Below are 17957 nucleotides of genomic sequence, written 5' to 3' on the forward strand. Positions count from 1 at the left end.
TGACGGCGCCGCAGCCGGTGGTGTCCGACAGCGACCGGGTCAAGATGGAGACGGTCAACGAGCTGTTCATGCGGGTGACGCTGACCTTCGGCTATATGGAACAGCCCAACATTCCGCGCGCGCTGGCAATCTGCCGCAAGCAGGGCTGGAAGTTCGACATCATGACGACGTCGTTCTTCCTGTCGCGGCGCTCGCTCAAGGCCTCGCCCAATTCCGGCATGCCGGTGTGGCAGGACCGCCTCTTCATCGGCCTGGCGCGCACGGCGGCGGACGCGACCGAATATTTCCAGATCCCGACCGGGCGCGTGGTAGAGATCGGCACACAGGTGGCGATCTGACGAGCTCTATCGCCTTTACCTGAAAAGGTGCGGAGGCGGGCATGAGCGGTGAAGTGGTGCTTGTCACCGGCGGATCGGGCTTCCTCGGCGCCCACTGTGTCCTTGCCCTGCTGGATGCGGGCTACCGCGTGCGCACGACGGTGCGCTCCGCCAGGCGTGAAACCGATGTTCTGGCCATGCTCAAGGCTGGCGGTGCCGAGCCGGGCGGTCGGCTGTCCTTTGCCGTCGCCGACCTCATGATCGACGCCGGCTGGCCGCAAGCGGTCGCAGGCTGTGATTAAGTGCTGCATGTCGCCTCGCCATTTCCACCCGGCGTGCCGAAGCACGAGGATGACCTGATCATCCCGGCTCGCGAGGGGCGCTGCGGGTGCTGCGGGCGGCGCGGGACGCTGGTGTCAAACGCGTCGTGCTGACCTCGTCCTTCGCGGCCATCGGCTACGGCAAGATGCCGCCCGACGGCCGGCCCTTCACCGAGGAGAGCTGGACCGATCCGACGGCCAAGGTCAGCGCCTATGTGAAGTCGAAGACGCTTGCCGAGCGCGCAGCCTGGGATTTCATTGCCGCCGAAGGCGGCGGGCTGGAATTGGCGGTCGTCAATCCGGTCGGCATCTTCGGGCCTGTGCTAGGCTCCGACCATTCGCCTCCACCGAATTCGTCCAGCGCATGATGAACGGTGCAATGCCGGGGCTGCCGCGCCTGTCCTTCGGCGTGGTCGACGCACGCGACGTGGCTGATCTGCACGTGCGCGCCATGGCCGATCCAACCGCCGAAGGCGAGCGCTTCCTGGCGGTATCGGGTGATTTCATGACTGTGCGGGAAATCGCGCAGACCTTGAAGACGAGGCTCGGCGAGGCGGCGGCGCGCGTCAAGACCCGGGAACTTCCCGATTGGCTGGTGCGGATCGTGGGACTGTTCAACCCTGAAGCCGCGCAGCTGGTGACGGAACTGGGCAAGGTCAAGAATACCACCAACGCCAAGGCGGTCCATGTGCTCGGCTGGGCGCCGCGCTCGCGTGAAGACGCGCTGGCCGCCACCGGCGAGAGTCTGATCCGGCTCGGCCTGCTCAAGACGTAGCGCGGCGGAAGGCAGACCTCCCGCCGCGCACCTTTCAACCAGCCAGTGCGGCCTTGTTGGCTTCGAGGAACTGTTTCAGCGTTCGCGGCTTCCTGCCGGAAAGCGTTTCGACCGCGTCCGTTGCCATGGCGATGCGGCCGGACCGCGTGTTGGCGTCGAAAGACACGATGACGCGAGCGAACTCCTCGGGGACGCCGGCCGCCTTCACGCCTTCGGTCAGGGCCTCGTCGGGCAGCTGAATGACGTTCAGCGGCTTGCCGGTGACTTCGCTCACCAGGGCGGCGATTTCGGCTGTCGTATAGGCCTGCGGCCCGGTTAGCGTGTAGGTCTTGCTGTCGGCCGAACCGGAGGCGAGGCTAGCGGCGATGGCTGCGGCCATGTCGTCGCGTGCACCATGGGCGATGCGGCCGTCGCCGGCGGACGTATACCACTGCCCCGAGGCAATGGCGTTCGGCAGTGCCATGAACAGGTTCTCCTGGTACCAGCCGTTGCGGAAGATCGTATAGGCGATACCGCTGGCCTTGATCGCCTGCTCGGTGCCGTAGTGGTCGCCGGCAAACAGCACTGGCGAAACCGGCTCCGGATTGGGCATCGAGGTGTAGAGCAGATGCGAAACGCCTGCTTTCTTCGCAGCCGCCACCGCCGCCTCATGCTGCTTCAGACGCCTGCCGGTTTTGAGATCGAGATCGCTGGTCGAAATGATCAGCACCCTGTCGGCGCCCTTGAATGCGTTTTCCAGCGAGGTCGCGTCGTTGAAGTCGGCGGCCCGGACAACGACGCCACGCGCCGCCAGATCGGCGGCGCTTTCCGGGTTGCGGGTGGTGGCGATGATCTTTCCCGGCGGAACTTTGTGCGTGTCCAGGAGATAGCGGATGACGCTGCGGCCGAGCTGGCCGGAAGCGCCGGTGACGAGAAGGGTTTCGGTCATGGGAGGTCCTGATTTTGCGCCAGCATGGCGGGTGTTCTTAATGGTCTCAAAAAGAGACCAGCACTAAAATAGGAATTGACCCGGCGCCGTAAAGAAGGCAGTTTTTCGGGAGGTAGGCACACGCGGGGAACCAGCCATGGACAGCCGGATCGTCAATCTGAGGTCCAAACTCGACGTCTACAAGGCCATGACCGGCGGCGGCAACCTTGCCGATTGTCCGGTCCGCGAGGTCATCCAGGGGCTCAACGGCAAATGGAGCTCGCTGCTGATGGCGGCGCTGGCCGAACAGCCCTATCGCTTCGGCGAATTGCGGCGGCTGGTGCCCGACATCTCGCAGCGCATGCTGACCCAGACGCTCCACGACCTGCAGCGCGACGGCTATGTGCACCGCGAAGTATTCCCGACCAAGCCGCCCAGCGTCGAGTACAGCCTCACCGACCTCGGACGCTCGATGTTCGGCGCCCTGCATCACCTGATCCAATGGGCCGAACTCAACCACGATGCGGTGCGTGAGGCGCGCGCCGGTTTCGACGCAGCGCAGGCTTGAGCAGCGCGACGGCGTTCGGCGGCGCGACTTGATTTCATCAGGCGGCTGAAGGATTGTCCCGGCCAGTTCGGCTTGGGGGCATCGGCATTTCCTACGACATTGCAATTGCAGGCGCCGGTCCGGCAGGGCTGGCCGTGGCGCTGTATCTCAAGCGGGCAGGGCACAGGGTCACCATCTTCGAGCGCTTCGAGGAGCCGAAGCCCGTCGGCTCCGGGTTGATCCTGCAGCCGACCGGCTTGACCGTTCTGGCCGATCTCGGCCTGCTCGACGACATACTGGCGCTCGGCGCCCGCATCGACCGGCTGCACGGCGCCGATGCCTCGACCGGTCGCACCGTGCTGGACGTTCGCTACGACGCCCAGCGCGGCCGCCGTTTCGGCCTGGCGGTGCACCGTGCGGCGCTGTTCGGCGTGCTCTTCCGCGCCACTCGGCGCGAGGCCATCGCCATCGAGACCGGCGTCGAGGTCGAGACGGTCGAGGCAGGCGAAAGGGCGACGCTGGTCCGAGGCAATGGGCCAAAGGCAGGGCCCTTCGATCTGGTCGTCGACGCCAGCGGTTCGCGCTCGAAACTGCGGCAATGCGTTGGCGCTGCGGGCGCGCCGCGCCCTCTGACTTATGGTGCGTTCTGGGCATCGCTCGGCTGGCGTGGCGAAGGTTTTGACGAGCACGCGCTGTCGCAGCGCTACGACAAGGCCAGCGTGATGATCGGTGTGCTGCCGATCGGCCGGCCGGAGCCGGGCGCCGAGACGATGGCGGCCTTCTTCTGGAGCCTGAAGCCTGATGATGCCGACGCGGTGCGCGCTGTCGGCATCGACGCCTGGAAGGAAAGGGTGGTGCGGCTGTGGCCGCAAAGCGAAGCGTTCACCAGCCAGATCGACAGTTTCGACCAGCTGTCGCTGGCCCGCTACGGCCACCACACGATGAAGATGCCGGTCGCGCGGAGGCTTGCCGTTATCGGCGATGCCGCCCACTCGACCAGCCCGCAGCTTGGGCAAGGGGCCAATATGGCGCTGCTCGATGCCGCGGCGCTCAGCCATGCGCTGGCGCGCACGCAGAGCATCGAGGCAGCGCTCGAAGCCTATGCCAAGGCGCGGCGCTGGCACGTGCGTGTCTTCCAGGCGCTGTCGCTGGCATTCACGCCGTTCTACCAATCGGATTCGGTGGCACTGCCCTTCATCCGCGACAGGCTGGTGGCGACCGTCGCGAAAATTCCGTCGGCGCCGCAGTTTCTTGCCTCGATGGTCGCCGGCACGGTGATCGACCCGTTCAGGCGGGCAGGATTGACGGAAGCGCGATGGGACTTCGGTCAAAATTCAGGTCATGATACGACCTCTTCATAGAGTTTTTCGCCCATGCCGGTTCGCATGCACGCCATGTTCAGAACGCGAGAATCGCAACATCTGATGCGCGTTGTTGCATCTATCCTAGTGATGCTGGCGGTAGCGTTTCCCTCACCGCAAGCGCAAGCCCAGACGCCGGGCCAAGCCAGCCAGCAGGGGGCGGCTGACACCGAAGTGGCGCTGAAAGCCCGCATTGACGCGGCCTACAAGCTGATGATGGACGCAGGACGCTTCGATGAAGGTTATGCGCAATTGCGCGCAACGCTGCTCGATGCCGCCAGAAGCGACCTCTACGACTTCACCGTGGAGAGCTACTCGAACGCCGGCGCGACTTTCCTCAACAACCAGATCCTCGACTACGCCGAAGAGATTTTTGCCGAAGGCCTGAAAATCCGGGCGATGCAGCAGGATGTCGAGAAGCGCGGCGACTTTTATCTCAATTACGCAATGCTGAAGCAGGCCGAGAAGGACTATCAGGGCTTCGTTTCCATGTGCGCGACAGCCACCAATCTATACGCCCAATACCACGGCAAGGAATCCCAGGAACTTCTGTTTGCCAACGATGTGTTGGCGACTGGGGTCGCCGCATTCGGTCAAATCGCGTCGGCGATCAATATCGAACAGCGTAATCTGAAGTTGGCGGCGCAGGTAGCCGGTACCGATGATCGTTTCATCTGGAAGCTGCAGAACAATCTGGCCGACATGCTGCGCCAGATGGGGGCTCCGACACGCGCCTTGCAATACGATCTGGCCGTGCTGGAGAAGCGGATCGGCTACTACGGCTCGGATCACTTCAACGTTTTGGTCAGCGCCAATAACACGGCACAGGACTATCTGGACCTTGGCAAGTACGACGAGGCCTTGCGCTACTTCCAGCAGGATCGAGACATTGCCGTCGTTCTCAAGCAGGAAGGCAATCTGGTCGAACAGGCCGATGCCTGGCTGCTCTATACCAGGGCGCTCTCTAGCGCGCAGCCGCTCGATCAGCCGACGCTGGCAAGGCTGCAACAACTGACCACCGACCCGAACTATCCCGAAATACTGGCAATCAAGATCGCCAACCTGCTCGCCGCGCATTTCGTCGCAGTGGGCGACAGGGAAAACGGCATGGGCCAGCTTGAGCGAGCCCAAAGCATCGCCGAAGCGACGTACGGGGTGGTGCACCCGCTGACCTTTGCCGCGCGGCAGGCCATCGCAAATCTCAAGGCGAAGACGAACCCGGAGAAGGCGGCTGCCGATTTCGCGGCTCTCGACGAAGACATGCTGCGTTGGAATTGGTTCCAGGTGAGCACGGCTGGCAATCCAATCGTGGCCGAGGCCAGCCGCGCCCTCGCCGATGACATGCTGTACGACTATGCGCGCCTCGCAAAAGACAATGCATCGGCGGTGCCGGCGTTTGCCGAAGCCGTGCGCCGCTGGCCGACGCTTGAAAACGAGAAACGCGATCTGTTGCGCAGACTGTCCCGCTTGATCGATCCGAACGATACGGAGACGCGGTATTTGATCCAGGCCGGGATCCGGATGTCCCTGGCCTATCAGGAGGCGGCCTCCAGCGGTGACAGTTCCGACGATCCTGGGGCAGTGCAGCCGGAGCAGGTTGAAGCGGCATACCAAAAGGCCACGGCCAGAGTCATGGCCAAATACAGTTTCAGCCAGGGCGTGGTGGACAAGCCGCTGCCGTCGGCCGGCGCCCTGCTGAAGCCAAACGAGGCGCTGATCGACTACTTCATCACCCGCAAGTGGCGGGCGGATCGGGAGAGTGCCGATCCGCTGGAAGACGAGCGCCTCTATGCGATCGTCACCCGCAAGGATCGGCAGCCGTCTCTCTATGATCTCGGCGATCCCCGCCGGCTCATCCCGGCCGCGCGCGAAACACGCATCGCGAAGCTGAGGTCGACGCGCTACGCGCAGGAACGGGGCGCCGTGACCTTGATCGATCTGAACGCCACATTCACCGGGCTTTATTCCGGTCTGATCGCGCCGTTGGAGCCGTCGCTTGGTGGCGCCGATACGCTTTTCGTGGTGCCGGACGGAAAACTGTTTTCGGTGCCATTCCCCTTGCTGCAGGACGGCAGGGGGGCGTCGCTCGATGATCGTTTCGTGGTGCGCGTGCTGACGCGGCCGGAATCGCTGTTGAATGCCGGCGTCGATCAGAGTTTTCCCAAGACGGGCAGAGCCTTGCTGGCCGGCGGGTTGGACTATGCGCGCGGTTCGGAAAAAGGGGCGGAGCCGCTGCCGGGCACCCGCAAGGAGGTCGACGCGATCGCCTCGATCCTGGGCGCCGATCACTATTCGGTCGAAATGCTCACCGGTACGGCGGCCAGCGAGCGGATGCTGCGCAAGGATATGGAGCAGGCGACGATTGCGCATCTGGCCACCCATGGCGCCTACCGTGATGAGAAAGAGGGCGGCGTGGGCGCCGTCAACGCGCTTTGGCAGAGCCAGGTCGTGCTGTCGCAGTCGGGAGACCGGCAGTCGATGAAACGTGATGACGATGACGGTCGGCTCTATGGCATGGAATTGATGAACTGGGATTTGTCGGGCCTCGATCTGCTTGTCCTGTCCGCCTGTGAGACGGCTCGCGGCCAGGAGACATTCGTCGGCGGTTTGCGCGGCCTGCCGACGGCAATCGACATTGCCGGCGCGAAACGCTCGCTGTTGACGCTGTGGCCCGTGGACGACGCCGGAACCGCTGCTTTCATGGTAGGGTTCTACGGCCATCTTGCCGCGGGACAAACCTATCCGGAAGCGCTGCGCCAGACCCGACGCGATGCCCGCGACGGCAAGATATCAGGCGCCCAGGATCCGCGGGTCTGGGCCGCCTTTGTCATGTTCGAGAACTGAGGCCACTCGAAGCACATGCTTGCTCGCGATCCGTGCGTTCAAGCCGATCGTGCCAAAGCAAAAGGTCCGGCTTGATCGCCTTGGCGGATGAGGCTCGACAGGAAGGATCCCTTTGCTTGCAGGAAAGCATGCAGACGCTGCGGATAGTCCGGCGCGACGGCGTGCTTGATCGACGGACGATCATTCAGCGCCTTCCGCCAGGACTGGACGTGCGGCTTGGCGTCCAGGATGCCGAAATCGCCGATGCGGTCGAACGCGTCGAGATATCTGAAGACAGGGCCGTACACCGCATCGACCAGCGAAAAGCGGTGGCCGGCGAACCATGGCGCGCTCCGCAAGGCATCGTCCGCCAGTTCGGCCTCAAGGCGGTCAAACATCCCCGACAGCGCGCGGGACTCAGCACGGAAACCGGCCTCGGTCGGTGCCGAATAGAGCCGGCCGATGGTGTTCAGCACGGCCGAACCGTATTCGATCCAGGCACGGTGCCGGGCACGGGCGTAGGGGTCGGCCGGGTGGAGGGGCTTGGCCTGCGTCTCCTCGAGGAATTCGAGGATGACCGCGGATTCGAAGATTGTCGTTTCGTCGCCATTTCGCTGGACGCGCAACAGCGGCACCTTGCCTAGCGGCGAGATGGCCATGAACCAGTCCGGCTTGTCGGCGAGGTCGATGTCGACGCGCTCGAACGGCACGCCTTTCTCGGTCAGCGAGATCGCCGCACGCTGGACATACGGGCAGAGAGGGTGGCTGACGAGAATGAGGGCGTTCATGGATTTGGTTCCGATGTTGATGCAGTTGCATGCATATAGATGCAATTGCATCTACCGTCAAGCTTGATGCATTTGCATCTATCGTCTAGGGTCGGCCATGACCGAGAAAGCCACGCCTTCGCCGGAAGCCATCAAGGCCTGGGCTCGCCTGATGCGGGTTTCGCGCCAGCTTGTGGAAAGCGTCGAAGACGCGCTGAAGGAGGGCGGCCTGCCGCCGCTTGCCTGGTACGACGTGCTGCACGAGCTTGCCGAAGCGGGAGAGGGCGGTCTACGGCCGTTTCAACTGATCGAGCGCACCTTGTTTGCGCAGTACAACATCTCGCGGCTGCTGGCTCGGCTAGAGGCGGACGGGTTGGTCGAGAAGCTGCCGGTGACCGACGATGGTCGCGGGCAGACGATCCGCATCACGGCCAAGGGGCGTGAGACGCGCCGCCGGATGTGGACTGTCTACGGACGGTCAATCGCCGAACTGGTTGGCGGCAAACTTTCAGCGGATGAGCTGAAGATGATGTCGACGCTGCTTGGCCGGCTGCGTGATCCGCCTGTCCTCGACTGATCTTGGCCGCTGTGCCGCGATGCCTCAATGAAAGCGTTGGCGCTCGCGGCCGTCGATCTTTTTCCGCGCCGCCCCTTGCGCGCCGAGCCGGATTGCGCAATATGCCGAACCGTAACGTACGGTACGGCTTGCCAGGATGATTGGCTTGGCTGTCCGCGAGGGAAGAGCGTGTTGCACATCGTACCTGACATCGACACCAGCGAGACGCTGACGGAGCGGCAGAAGGCCGTTCTGGATGCGGCGTTGCGGTTGTTGGTCGAGGAGGGCGATCAGCTGACCATGACCGCGGTGGCGCGGCGGGCCAGCTGTTCCAAGGAAACGCTCTACAAATGGTTCGGCGACCGCGACGGGCTGTTGACGGCGACCGTGCAGTGGCAGGCCTCCAAGGTGCGCGTGGCGCCCGTCGACGGCAAAGGGCTCGACCTTGCCTCGCTGACGGCGAGCCTCGAGCGTTTTGCTTCCGACTGGCTGAAGGTGATTTCCAGCGACACCTCGATCGCGCTCAACCGGGTGGCGGTCGGCCATGCCGGTTCTGGCAAGGACAACCTTGGCGCCGTGGTGCTGGAGAATGGCCGCTTCGCGCTGGCCAGGCGGCTGAAGCCGGTGCTCGAGGCAGGGCGCCAGGCCGGGCTTCTCGATTTCGCGGATGCCGAGACGGCATTCCGCAGCTTTTTCGGGCTGGTCGCCCGTGACGTGCAGATCCGTCTGCTGCTTGGCGACCGGCTGGAATTGACTGAGGCGACGATCGGCGGCGATGCCGTGCGGGCGACGCAGCAGTTTCTCGCTCTTTTCGGAGCAAAAACCGGGCCGCAGGGCCTCTGATCTCAAGAAACGGGAAGGAAGTAAAAATGCGCGTCTATTACGATCGTGATGCCGATCTCAACCTGATCAAGGGCAAGAAGGTCGCCATCATCGGCTATGGCAGCCAGGGCAGGGCGCATGCGCTCAACCTCAAGGATTCTGGCGCCAAGGAAATCGCCATCGGCCTCAAGGCCGGCTCGGCGACCGCCAAGAAGGTCGAGGCCGACGGGCTCAAGGTGATGAGCGTGGCGGACGCCGCCAAATGGGCCGACCTGATGATGATGGCGACGCCCGACGAGCTGCAGGCCGACATCTACAAGAACGAGATCGCGCCGAACATTCGCGACGGCGCGGCGATCGCCTTCGCGCACGGCCTCAACGTGCATTTCGGCCTGATCGAGCCGAAGTCGACCGTCGACGTCGTCATGATCGCGCCGAAGGGCCCGGGCCATACGGTGCGCGGCGAATACCAGAAGGGCGGCGGCGTGCCGTGCCTGGTCGCCGTCAACCAGGATGCCTCGGGCAATGCGCTCGACCTGGCACTGTCCTACGCCTGCGGCGTCGGCGGCGGCCGTTCGGGCATCATCGAGACCAATTTCCGCGAGGAATGCGAGACCGATCTGTTCGGCGAGCAGGTCGTGCTGTGCGGCGGCCTGGTCGAACTGATCCGCGCCGGCTTCGAGACGCTGGTGGAAGCCGGCTACGCGCCCGAAATGGCCTATTTCGAGTGCCTGCACGAGGTCAAGCTGATCGTCGACCTGATCTATGAAGGCGGCATCGCCAACATGAACTACTCGATTTCGAACACCGCCGAATGGGGCGAGTATGTCTCGGGTCCGCGCATCATCACCGCCGAAACCAAGGCCGAGATGAAGCGCGTGCTGAAGGACATCCAGACCGGCAAGTTCACCTCGGAATGGATGCAGGAATACCGCGCCGGCCTGTCTCGCTTCAAGGGCATCCGCCGCATGAACGACAGCCACCAGATCGAGGAGGTTGGTGCTAAACTCCGCGCTATGATGCCGTGGATTTCGAAGAACAAGCTGGTCGACAAGGCCAAGAACTGAGCCTTTGGGTTTCGCCTCACGGCTGAGGGCGAGGTGTACGGGGGGCAAAAATGCCCCCCGTCTCTCAGCAGGTTAGCCGCTGATGCGGCGACAATGATCACACTTCGGGAGTCCACCGGTTCCAGAAACCACGTTCTTGGGCTCGATGTTGTTGCCTTCCGTGCATTTCGTTTCATCGTGGTAAACCTTGCGATCGTTATTCGCTTTGGAGTGCCACGGGCTCTTCTTAGACATAGCTTTTCCTTTCCGCGACGAGTTGTCGCCGCGGTTGTGAGTTAGGTGCAGTCGTGTAAAATGAGGGAGTCGAATTGGTTGACGGCGCTAACGCACCGTCAACCAACCCCGGCTAGACTGGGACAACTAAAGCCATAGGTTTCGCGGTCCTTGCCGCCTCCTTCCGGTTTTGGTTCTGTGATGCGGCCGCTGGCTAGGCACTCACCGCATCACACTCGATCTCTTAGGCGACCGGCAGCGCCGGTCGCCTTCGTACTATCTTTCATCGTCTGACAAATCTTCGTGTCGGTCCATTTCGCCTCCAAGATCGTCAGAGGTTGAGAGACCGACCCCATCCACTACATATCGGCCGTAACCGATCCGCTTCAGGCGTCCCTTGCGCGTTAGATAGCCAAGAGCGTTGTAGACTTCCTTGGGGGCGGCGCCTACGCGGTGCTCTACGTGCTGTCTCACTTCTGCGACTGTGAACTCTTCGCGGCGCTTCATCAATGAGACTACACTGGAGAGGACGTCGCCGGCCTTCGGCGAGTCTGGTGTGCCAACCATCTTCCAAAGCTGTCGGGCGACGAGATCTCTTTCCGCTTCTGGGAGCGATGCAAGCAAGGTTTTAATGAGCGCGAGGGTCTGTTCGGCCTGCACAGTTTCCTGTGAGGCCGGTGACTTCGGCGGTGTATTGGGAAAACGGGCAACGTTCGACATGGCTAAAGTATGTCACAGCATACTCTCAGTGTCGAATCGCATTTCAGATGCTGCTCTAACCTGGGGAAAAGTTCAATGATTTTTTCCGCAATCCCTAGCTGTTGATGTGGAAAACGTCGCGGCTACCAATTCTAGCGGGCGAATAGAGTCTGACTCGTCAGATTCGGGGACTCATAGCGGGGAATTCAATTGATTTAGGTCGCTCGTTTTCCTTAACAACGAATCGTTAGGGGATAGCGGTCGAGGATTTTGCGAGGCCGGCAGCCTCTCGCATTCCAATGTGATCCACCGAATTGCATGAGAGCGGAACTCAGGGGGAGCGCGACAATCGAATGCCCTGACGGATTTTACAGTTTTGTCGGCACGAGGGGGCTCGCCAAAAACAAAAAAGCGGCGCCGCGAGGCGCCGTTTTCATTTTACCTTGGTCTGACCTACAGCTCAGCTATAGGGCGACCAGCATTGCTGGCGCGGGCCGCCATAAGGCTGGAACGTGTTGTCCCAGGCGCGGTAGGACCGGTAGCGGTTATAGCACCACCGGACATGGGCGTTGGAAAGCCGCCCGGCGCGGTAGTAGCGGCGCGGTGCCGGCGCATAGTAGTCGTAGTTGTTGTAGCTGTTGTACATGCTGCCGAGGCCAAGCCCGAGGCCAAGGCCAAGGATCGCGGCTGCGCCATCGTCATAACCGCCGTGATAGTGCCGGCGACCATGGCGCCAGCGCCAATTGTCGCCGCCGTTCCAGTTGCCTCCACCGCTCCAGTGCCGACCACCGTTCCAGTTACCTGACCGGCGCCATCTCCAATTGTCGTTGTTGAATTGGCGGTCATTGCCGCCCGCCCATTCGTCGCGAACCGGCGTGACCGTTGGCGCCGCCGTGCTTGTGGGAAGCGACAGATCCGGTTGCATGATCGGTCCGGCAGCTGATGGCGCCGTGATGCCTGATATGACGCCCAGGGCGACAAGCCCCGATTTTACCGTGGATGAAAAGAGCGAGTTCATAACACTCTCCAAGAGCTAAAGGCCCCACGCCTACCCTGGAATGGGCCCACTGTGGATCTTTGCGTCTGAACGGCGGATGAACGGAAAGGTTCCGTCAACCATGGCGCGAATGCCGTCAGGTCCAAACGATCTTGGCTTGTGGTCCTGCGATCTTGTGTTCCGGCGCTCTTGCAGGCAAAGGTCAGGGCATGTCGCTGCGCCTTGCCACCTTCAATGTCGAGAACCTGATGAACAGGTTCGACTTTTCCGGCTATCGCAACCAGCTCAACGAGGATCGGACGCTGGCGCTGTTCGATATACAGAGCGAAGCCGAATACAAGATGCTGGAGCAGGCCCGCGCCATCGCGCAGTCCGACGACACGCGCCAGCTGACGGCGCTGGCGATCGCCGCCACGCGGGCCGACATCATCTGCATGCAGGAGGTCGACAATATCGAGGCGCTGAAGGCCTTCGAATACGGCTATCTGTTCAAGATGGTGGGGCAGGGCTATCGGCAGAAATACACAACCTCGGGCAATGACTCGCGCGGCATCGATGTCGCCGTGATGATGCGCAACGAGACCGCGCAGGGACAGCCGATCGAATTCGTGCGCATGACCAGCCATGCCTACGTCACCTACGAGCAGTTCGGGCTGCACACGCCGGAACTGGCGGCCCTCGGCAGCCAGGCCAATGAACGCATCTTCCGGCGCGACTGCCTGGAAGTCGACATCACCGTCGGCGGCGTGCCGCTGACGCTCTATCTCGTGCATTTCAAGTCGATGGGCTCGCCGCGCAACGGGCTCGACGGGCGCGAGGCGACGATGCCGGTGCGCATCGCCGAGGCGCAAGCGGTGCGGCGGATCATCGAGGAGCGTTTCGGCAAGGACCATGCCGCCGACAAGCGCTGGGCGATCTGTGGCGACATGAACGATTACCGCCAGCGCGTGAAGATCGCCGGCGATGATGTCGACGGCTACCATTTCGAGGTGATCGACGAGGCGCGGTCCTGCATCGACGTGCTGACCGCCGGCGGCTTCTGCGAGAACGTCATCGAGCGTCGGCCGGAAATGAACCGCTGGACCTTCTATCACACGCGCGGACCCGAGGAGCGGCATCTCTGCCAGCTCGACTATATCCTGCTGTCCAGGGGGCTGGCGGCGAAGAACACCACCGCTGTTCCCGATATCATCCGCAATGGCCAGCCCTGGCGCACGATCTTTCCGGCTGGCCAGGAAGTCGAGCGCTTTCCGCGCGCCGGCTGGGACCGGCCGAAAGCATCGGACCATTGCCCGGTGGCGATCACGCTGGACATGGTTGGATAAGCATAATCGGGCTCGATAGGCGACATTGGGGCTTAGACGCATGAGTTTCGATCTTCCGCGCAATGTCATCCTGCCCGTCGATGCCGTCGACGTCCGGCTCGATCCCGGCCCGCATCCCTTCGCCAGGGATAATGCCGCGGCGATCGCCGAGAACTGGCAGCGCGAGATAGCAGCCAATCCGGCGCTGTTCGACGGCACGGTGGTGCTGCTGTCGCAGCTTGCCTGGCGTGACAACAGCCTGATCGGCCGCTGCCATGCGGTCAACTACTCCACCTTCATGCTCTGGCGGAAGCAGCGCGAGAATTCCGGAGCCGAGCACGCCTATGCCCATGCCATGCTGGTGGCCGGCGACAATGCGCTGGTGGCGATCCGCATGGGACGTCACACGGTCAATGCCGGCCGCGTCTATTTCGCCGCCGGTTCGTTCGAGCCGGTCGATTTCCGCGATGGGCTGGTCGATGTCGACTTCAACATGATCCGCGAGGTGCGCGAGGAGACCGGCCTCGACCTGTCGGCTGCTGAGCGCGGCGAGCGCTATCACGCCTTGTCGACGAACAGCGGCACGGTGATCTTCCGCCGTTATCACGAGCCGGCGCCGGCTGATGAGATCGCGCGGCGAATCTCAGCCTTCGTCGCCAGCGAAACCGATCCGGAGATCCAAGGGCCGGTGGTCATACGCCATGCCGGCGACCTGCCGGACGGGCTGACATCGTATATGAAGCCGCTGATCGAGTGGCACTTTTCCGGCGTGGATTAAGGGCGCGTCTTCTCCTGCGCCGCCTTGCGGTCGTTGCGGGCCGCGACGAGGAACAAGATAAAGCCGATGCCCAGCAACCCACCCATGGCCATTCCCATGGTCTGGCCGACGACTGCCTGGAAATCCGAGGTGACGCGATCGGGATTGGCCATGCCGAAGCGGGCGAGATACCACCAGATGCCTGCCAGGGCGGCCTCGATGATCACCATCGTCACGATCAGTCGTGTCTTCTTGCTCATGTGTCGTTCCCTCGACCGGAGATGTCTTGCCTTAGCATCGTCGACCAGCAGGCGACAGGGCTGTCGATGCAGGCGAGCGTCCAAGGTTGGGGATGGCCGCAGTCGTGGCGGAGCCGGTCCGGCCTTTTACTCGTGCCTCAACGCGTCGATCGGATCGAGGCGCGCACCGCGCAGGGCCGGGAAGAAGCCGAACACCATGCCGATCAGCGCCGAGAAGCCGACGGCGAGCAGGATGACCGCCGGGCTCGGCACGAAGGGGATGGTCAGCGTCGCTGAGGCCAGGCCGGCGAGTGCCAGGCCGATCAGGATGCCGATGATGCCGCCGAGCAGCGACAGCACCGTCGCCTCGACCAGGAATTGAATCAGGATGTGCTTTTCGTGCGCGCCGATGGCGAGCCTGATGCCGATCTCGCGCGTGCGCTCGGTGACCGAGACAAGCATGATGTTCATGATGCCGATGCCACCGACCAGAAGGCTGACGCCGGCGACCGCGCCCAGCATGCCGGTCATGGTGGTGGTGGCGCTGGCCATGGCGTCGGCGATCTGCGTCATGTCGCGGATGGCGAAATCGCTTTCGCGATCCGGCGTGATGCGCCTGATATCGCGCAAAATGTCCTCGACGCGCGGCTGCAACTCGCTGGTCGGCGTGCGGTCGTCGGCGGCGATGTAGATGTTGTCGATGTCACGATTGCCGGCGATGCGGCGCTGATAGGCGTGCAGCGGCATCAGGACGACATTGTCCTGGTCCTGGCCGAAGCCGGTGTAGCCCTTGGGTTCGAGCAGGCCGATGATCTTGCAAGAGGTGCGGTTGACGCGGATGATCTCGCCTTCGGGATCGCCGGCGCCGAAGAATTGCTGGCGCACCGTCTCGCCGATCAGGCACACGCCGGTGCCCGAGCGGGTTTCGGAATCGCTGAACGGACGGCCCGACATCAGCTTCCAGTCGCGCGCATCGAGATAGGCGCTGTCGGTGCCAGTGACGCCTGAGGTCAGGCTCTCGGTGCCGAAGATGACGCGAACCTGTTTTTGCGAGGCCGGCGAAATGGCGCGCGCGCCGGTCAGATGCGCGACCAGCGCCGCAAGGTCCTTCTCGGCCAGCGGCCGCACCACCTGGTCGAGCCCGCCCGGGCCGCCGGGGCCTGCCGGACGTCCTGCGCGGACGACCAGAAGATTGCTGCCGAGCTTGGAGATGTCGGCCTTGACCTTCTGCGTCGTGCCCGAGCCGATGGTCAGCATGGCGATGACGGCGGCGACGCCGATGACGATGCCGAGCAGCGTCAGGAAGGAGCGCAGCACGTTGCGGCGGATCGAGCGTAGCGAGAGGCGGACGGTTTCCCAGATCATGATATAGTGCCTGACCCATCCCGAAAGAGCCGGGATGGGGCTCTATCTTCCTGTTTGGCCATGATCCTGACCGAAAACCGGATTCCACTTTTCGGGGTCATGGCTAAGTCGTTTCCAAGTTCACGTCGTCGGAGGCGACATGGCCGTCGAGGAAGCGGATGGTGCGCTCGGCATAGTCGGCGACATCGGCCTCGTGGGTGACCATGGTGACGGTCAGGCCGAGCTCCTTGTTGAGCTTTGTCAGCAGTTCCATGATCTCATGCGTGCGGGCGGTGTCGAGATTGCCGGTCGGCTCGTCGGCGACGAGCAGCATCGGCCGCGTGACGATGGCGCGCGCGATGGCCACGCGCTGCTGCTGGCCGCCGGAGAGCTCGGCCGGCGTGTGATGCTCGCGGCCGACCAGGCCGACCTGGGCGAGCGCCTGCATGGCAAGGTCGCGACGCTCGCGGCTGGCCACGCCGCGATAGATCAGCGGCAGTTCGACATTTTCCGCCGCCGTGGTGCGCGCCAGGAGATTGTAGCCCTGGAAGACGAAGCCGACATAGAGGTTACGCAGCATGGCGCGGCGGTTGCGGTCGAGCCGGCCGGCGTCGACGCCCAAGAAGGAGTAGGTTCCGGCCGTCGGCGTGTCGAGGCAGCCGATGATGTTCATCGCCGTCGATTTGCCCGACCCGGACGGGCCCATGATGGCGACGAATTCGCCGCGCCGGATGGCAAGGTCGACGCCGGCCAGCGCGTGCACCCGGGCCTCGCCCTGGCCGTAGCTCTTCCAGACCTTGTCGAAGGTGATGAGAGGCGCGCCCGCGGCCACGGCCTCAGCTCCGCAACTGCGAGGCGGTGATGACCTGCGAGCCTTCCTCCAGGCCGGACGTGATCTCGGTCAGTTCGCCATCGGTCGAGCCGATCTTGACCTTGACCGCACGCGGCCGTCCGTTCTCCAGCACATAGAGCGTGCGCGAACCGTCGGTGGGGGCCGTTGCGGCCTGGCGCTGGCGATTGCCGCCCGGACGGCCCATGCGGCCGGTGAACAGGTCGCTGAAGCTCCATGCGCGTGCTGCTTGCTGCGTCGGGCGATAGCGGAAGGCGCTGGCGGGCACGGTCAGCACATCTTTGGCCTGTCTTGTGACGACCGAAACCGTGGCGGTCATGCCGGGGCGCAGCAACAACTCGTTGTTGTCGACCTCGAGCCGCGCATTGTAGGTGACGACGCCGTCCGTCGTGACCGAGGCATAGGAGATGTCGCGGATCTCGGCGTCGAATGGCCGCTCGGGGAAGGCGTCGACGGTGAAGCGCGCATGCTGGCCAGTCTTGACGGCGCCGATATCGGCCTCGTCGACCGCCGCCACCAGCTCCATGTTCCGCAGATCGGCGGCGATGATGAACAGCACCGGCGCCTGCAGCGAGGAGGCGACCGTCTGGCCGGGGTCGACCGAGCGCGTCAGCACGATGCCGTCGATCGGCGCGTAGATGGTGCTGTTGGCAAGGTCGGTCTGCTGCGATTTCAGATCGGCATTGGCGATGGCGAGATTGGCCTGAGCGCTATCAAGCGCGGCCTTCGAGCGGTCGCGCGTCGCCGTCGCCGCCTCCAGCGACTGGTCGGTCGCCATGCCGCGCTTGGTCAAGGCGGCCGCGCGCACCAGCGCGCGCTCGTTCTCGGCCAGCGTCACCGTGGCATCCTCGACATTGGCGGCCGCGCCCTTGGCGGAAGCCTCGGCGCGCTCGATCTGCACCTGCAGCTTGGTGGTGTCGAGGGCTGCGAGCACGTCGCCCTTCTTCACCTGCTGATTCTCATTCACCGAGACCGAGCGGATGATGCCGGAGAGCTGGCTGGAAATATCGACCTGGGTGAGCGGCTGCAGCGTGCCCGTCGCCGAGACCTGGACGGTGAGGTCGGCCTTGGCGGCCGGCACCGTGGTGTAGTCGATCCTGGCGGGCGTGCCCGCATACCACTGATAGAGGCCAAGTCCGGCGGCGAGCACGGTCAGGGTCAGCAACACATAGAGCCAGCCACGCCGGCGGGTCTTGCTCCGCCCCTTCTTGTCGAGCCCGAGCGCCGTCGCGATGGCGGAATCCGATTCCGTCTTTGGCAGATTGACAATCTGGTCCACGTCGGACCCCTAT

At 63.5% G+C, this 17957-nt stretch carries 16 protein-coding genes and 2 pseudogenes; 10 read left to right on the plus strand and 8 right to left on the minus strand.

The features are described from left to right. Together trkD and CK228_RS07075 are read left to right on the plus strand one after the other, a co-directional pair. Positions 1-338 (plus strand): annotated as a pseudogene (trkD, locus tag CK228_RS07070) (potassium transporter Kup); the annotation flags it as partial. A 41-nt stretch (positions 339-379) separates the two neighbouring features. Then, a pseudogene (locus tag CK228_RS07075) lies at positions 380-1412 on the plus strand (aldehyde reductase). A gap of 34 nt (positions 1413-1446) precedes the next feature. Here CK228_RS07075 and CK228_RS07080 read toward each other — a convergent pair. Continuing rightward, entirely contained in the window at positions 1447-2340 is an 894-nt protein-coding gene (locus tag CK228_RS07080; protein WP_095787354.1) for an SDR family oxidoreductase, read from the minus strand. Positions 2341-2476: 136 nt separating this feature from the next. Here CK228_RS07080 and CK228_RS07085 point away from each other — a divergent pair, with 136 nt between their 5' ends. From CK228_RS07085 to CK228_RS07095, 3 genes are all read left to right on the plus strand, one after another. Further along, the gene (locus CK228_RS07085; protein WP_095773051.1) at positions 2477-2887 is read left to right on the plus strand and encodes a helix-turn-helix domain-containing protein; all 411 of its coding nucleotides are present in this window, start codon (positions 2477-2479) and stop codon (positions 2885-2887) included. Between the two features lie 53 nt (positions 2888-2940). After that, positions 2941-4227, plus strand: a complete 1287-nt coding sequence (locus CK228_RS07090) for an NAD(P)/FAD-dependent oxidoreductase (RefSeq protein ID WP_143750575.1) — start codon at positions 2941-2943, stop codon at positions 4225-4227. A gap of 63 nt (positions 4228-4290) precedes the next feature. Then, positions 4291-7071 (plus strand): CHAT domain-containing tetratricopeptide repeat protein, encoded by a 2781-nt coding sequence (locus tag CK228_RS07095; RefSeq protein ID WP_179295834.1) that lies wholly within the window; start codon positions 4291-4293, stop codon positions 7069-7071. 38 nt (positions 7072-7109) lie between these two features. Here the strand turns inward: CK228_RS07095 and CK228_RS07100 are convergent, their stop codons facing one another. Continuing rightward, positions 7110-7838, minus strand: a complete 729-nt coding sequence (locus CK228_RS07100; protein WP_095787562.1) for a glutathione S-transferase family protein — start codon at positions 7836-7838, stop codon at positions 7110-7112. A gap of 97 nt (positions 7839-7935) precedes the next feature. Between CK228_RS07100 and CK228_RS07105 the strand changes: the two genes are divergently transcribed. From CK228_RS07105 to ilvC, 3 genes are all read left to right on the plus strand, one after another. Beyond that, positions 7936-8394 (plus strand): MarR family winged helix-turn-helix transcriptional regulator, encoded by a 459-nt coding sequence (locus CK228_RS07105; protein ID WP_095787356.1) that lies wholly within the window; start codon positions 7936-7938, stop codon positions 8392-8394. 168 nt (positions 8395-8562) lie between these two features. After that, positions 8563-9216, plus strand: coding sequence for a TetR/AcrR family transcriptional regulator (locus tag CK228_RS07110; RefSeq protein ID WP_095773047.1), 654 nt, complete (start codon positions 8563-8565; stop codon positions 9214-9216). Positions 9217-9242: 26 nt separating this feature from the next. After that, positions 9243-10262 carry a ketol-acid reductoisomerase gene (ilvC, locus tag CK228_RS07115; protein WP_010910140.1) on the plus strand — a complete coding sequence of 340 codons (1020 nt, stop codon included), beginning with the start codon at positions 9243-9245 and terminating at the stop codon, positions 10260-10262. Positions 10263-10751: 489 nt separating this feature from the next. Here the strand turns inward: ilvC and CK228_RS07120 are convergent, their stop codons facing one another. Continuing rightward, complete coding sequence (locus CK228_RS07120; RefSeq protein WP_095787357.1) at positions 10752-11195, minus strand: hypothetical protein; 444 nt, start codon at positions 11193-11195, stop codon at positions 10752-10754. Positions 11196-11634: 439 nt separating this feature from the next. Further along, positions 11635-12192, minus strand: a complete 558-nt coding sequence (locus tag CK228_RS07125; protein WP_095787358.1) for a BA14K family protein — start codon at positions 12190-12192, stop codon at positions 11635-11637. A gap of 188 nt (positions 12193-12380) precedes the next feature. Here CK228_RS07125 and CK228_RS07130 point away from each other — a divergent pair, with 188 nt between their 5' ends. Next, positions 12381-13496, plus strand: a complete 1116-nt coding sequence (locus CK228_RS07130; RefSeq protein ID WP_095787359.1) for an endonuclease/exonuclease/phosphatase family protein — start codon at positions 12381-12383, stop codon at positions 13494-13496. 40 nt (positions 13497-13536) lie between these two features. Then, complete coding sequence (locus CK228_RS07135; RefSeq protein WP_095773044.1) at positions 13537-14253, plus strand: hypothetical protein; 717 nt, start codon at positions 13537-13539, stop codon at positions 14251-14253. Here the strand turns inward: CK228_RS07135 and CK228_RS07140 are convergent. The 4 genes from CK228_RS07140 to CK228_RS07155 all read right to left on the minus strand — a co-directional run bounded on the left by CK228_RS07140 (position 14250) and on the right by CK228_RS07155 (position 17944). After that, on the minus strand, positions 14250-14492 hold the full coding sequence (locus tag CK228_RS07140; protein ID WP_095773043.1) for a hypothetical protein: 243 nt from the start codon (positions 14490-14492) through the stop codon (positions 14250-14252). The two genes, CK228_RS07135 and CK228_RS07140, sit on opposite strands and share 4 nt — an antisense overlap. A 126-nt stretch (positions 14493-14618) precedes the next feature. Next, positions 14619-15836 (minus strand): ABC transporter permease, encoded by a 1218-nt coding sequence (locus CK228_RS07145; protein WP_095787360.1) that lies wholly within the window; start codon positions 15834-15836, stop codon positions 14619-14621. A gap of 103 nt (positions 15837-15939) precedes the next feature. Continuing rightward, entirely contained in the window at positions 15940-16647 is a 708-nt protein-coding gene (locus CK228_RS07150; RefSeq protein ID WP_095773041.1) for an ABC transporter ATP-binding protein, read from the minus strand. A gap of 4 nt (positions 16648-16651) precedes the next feature. After that, complete coding sequence (locus tag CK228_RS07155) at positions 16652-17944, minus strand: efflux RND transporter periplasmic adaptor subunit (protein WP_095787361.1); 1293 nt, start codon at positions 17942-17944, stop codon at positions 16652-16654. Positions 17945-17957: the final 13 nt, after the last annotated feature.

Source organism: Mesorhizobium sp. WSM4312 (assembly GCF_002294875.1).
In the GTDB taxonomy this organism is placed as follows: domain Bacteria; phylum Pseudomonadota; class Alphaproteobacteria; order Rhizobiales; family Rhizobiaceae; genus Mesorhizobium.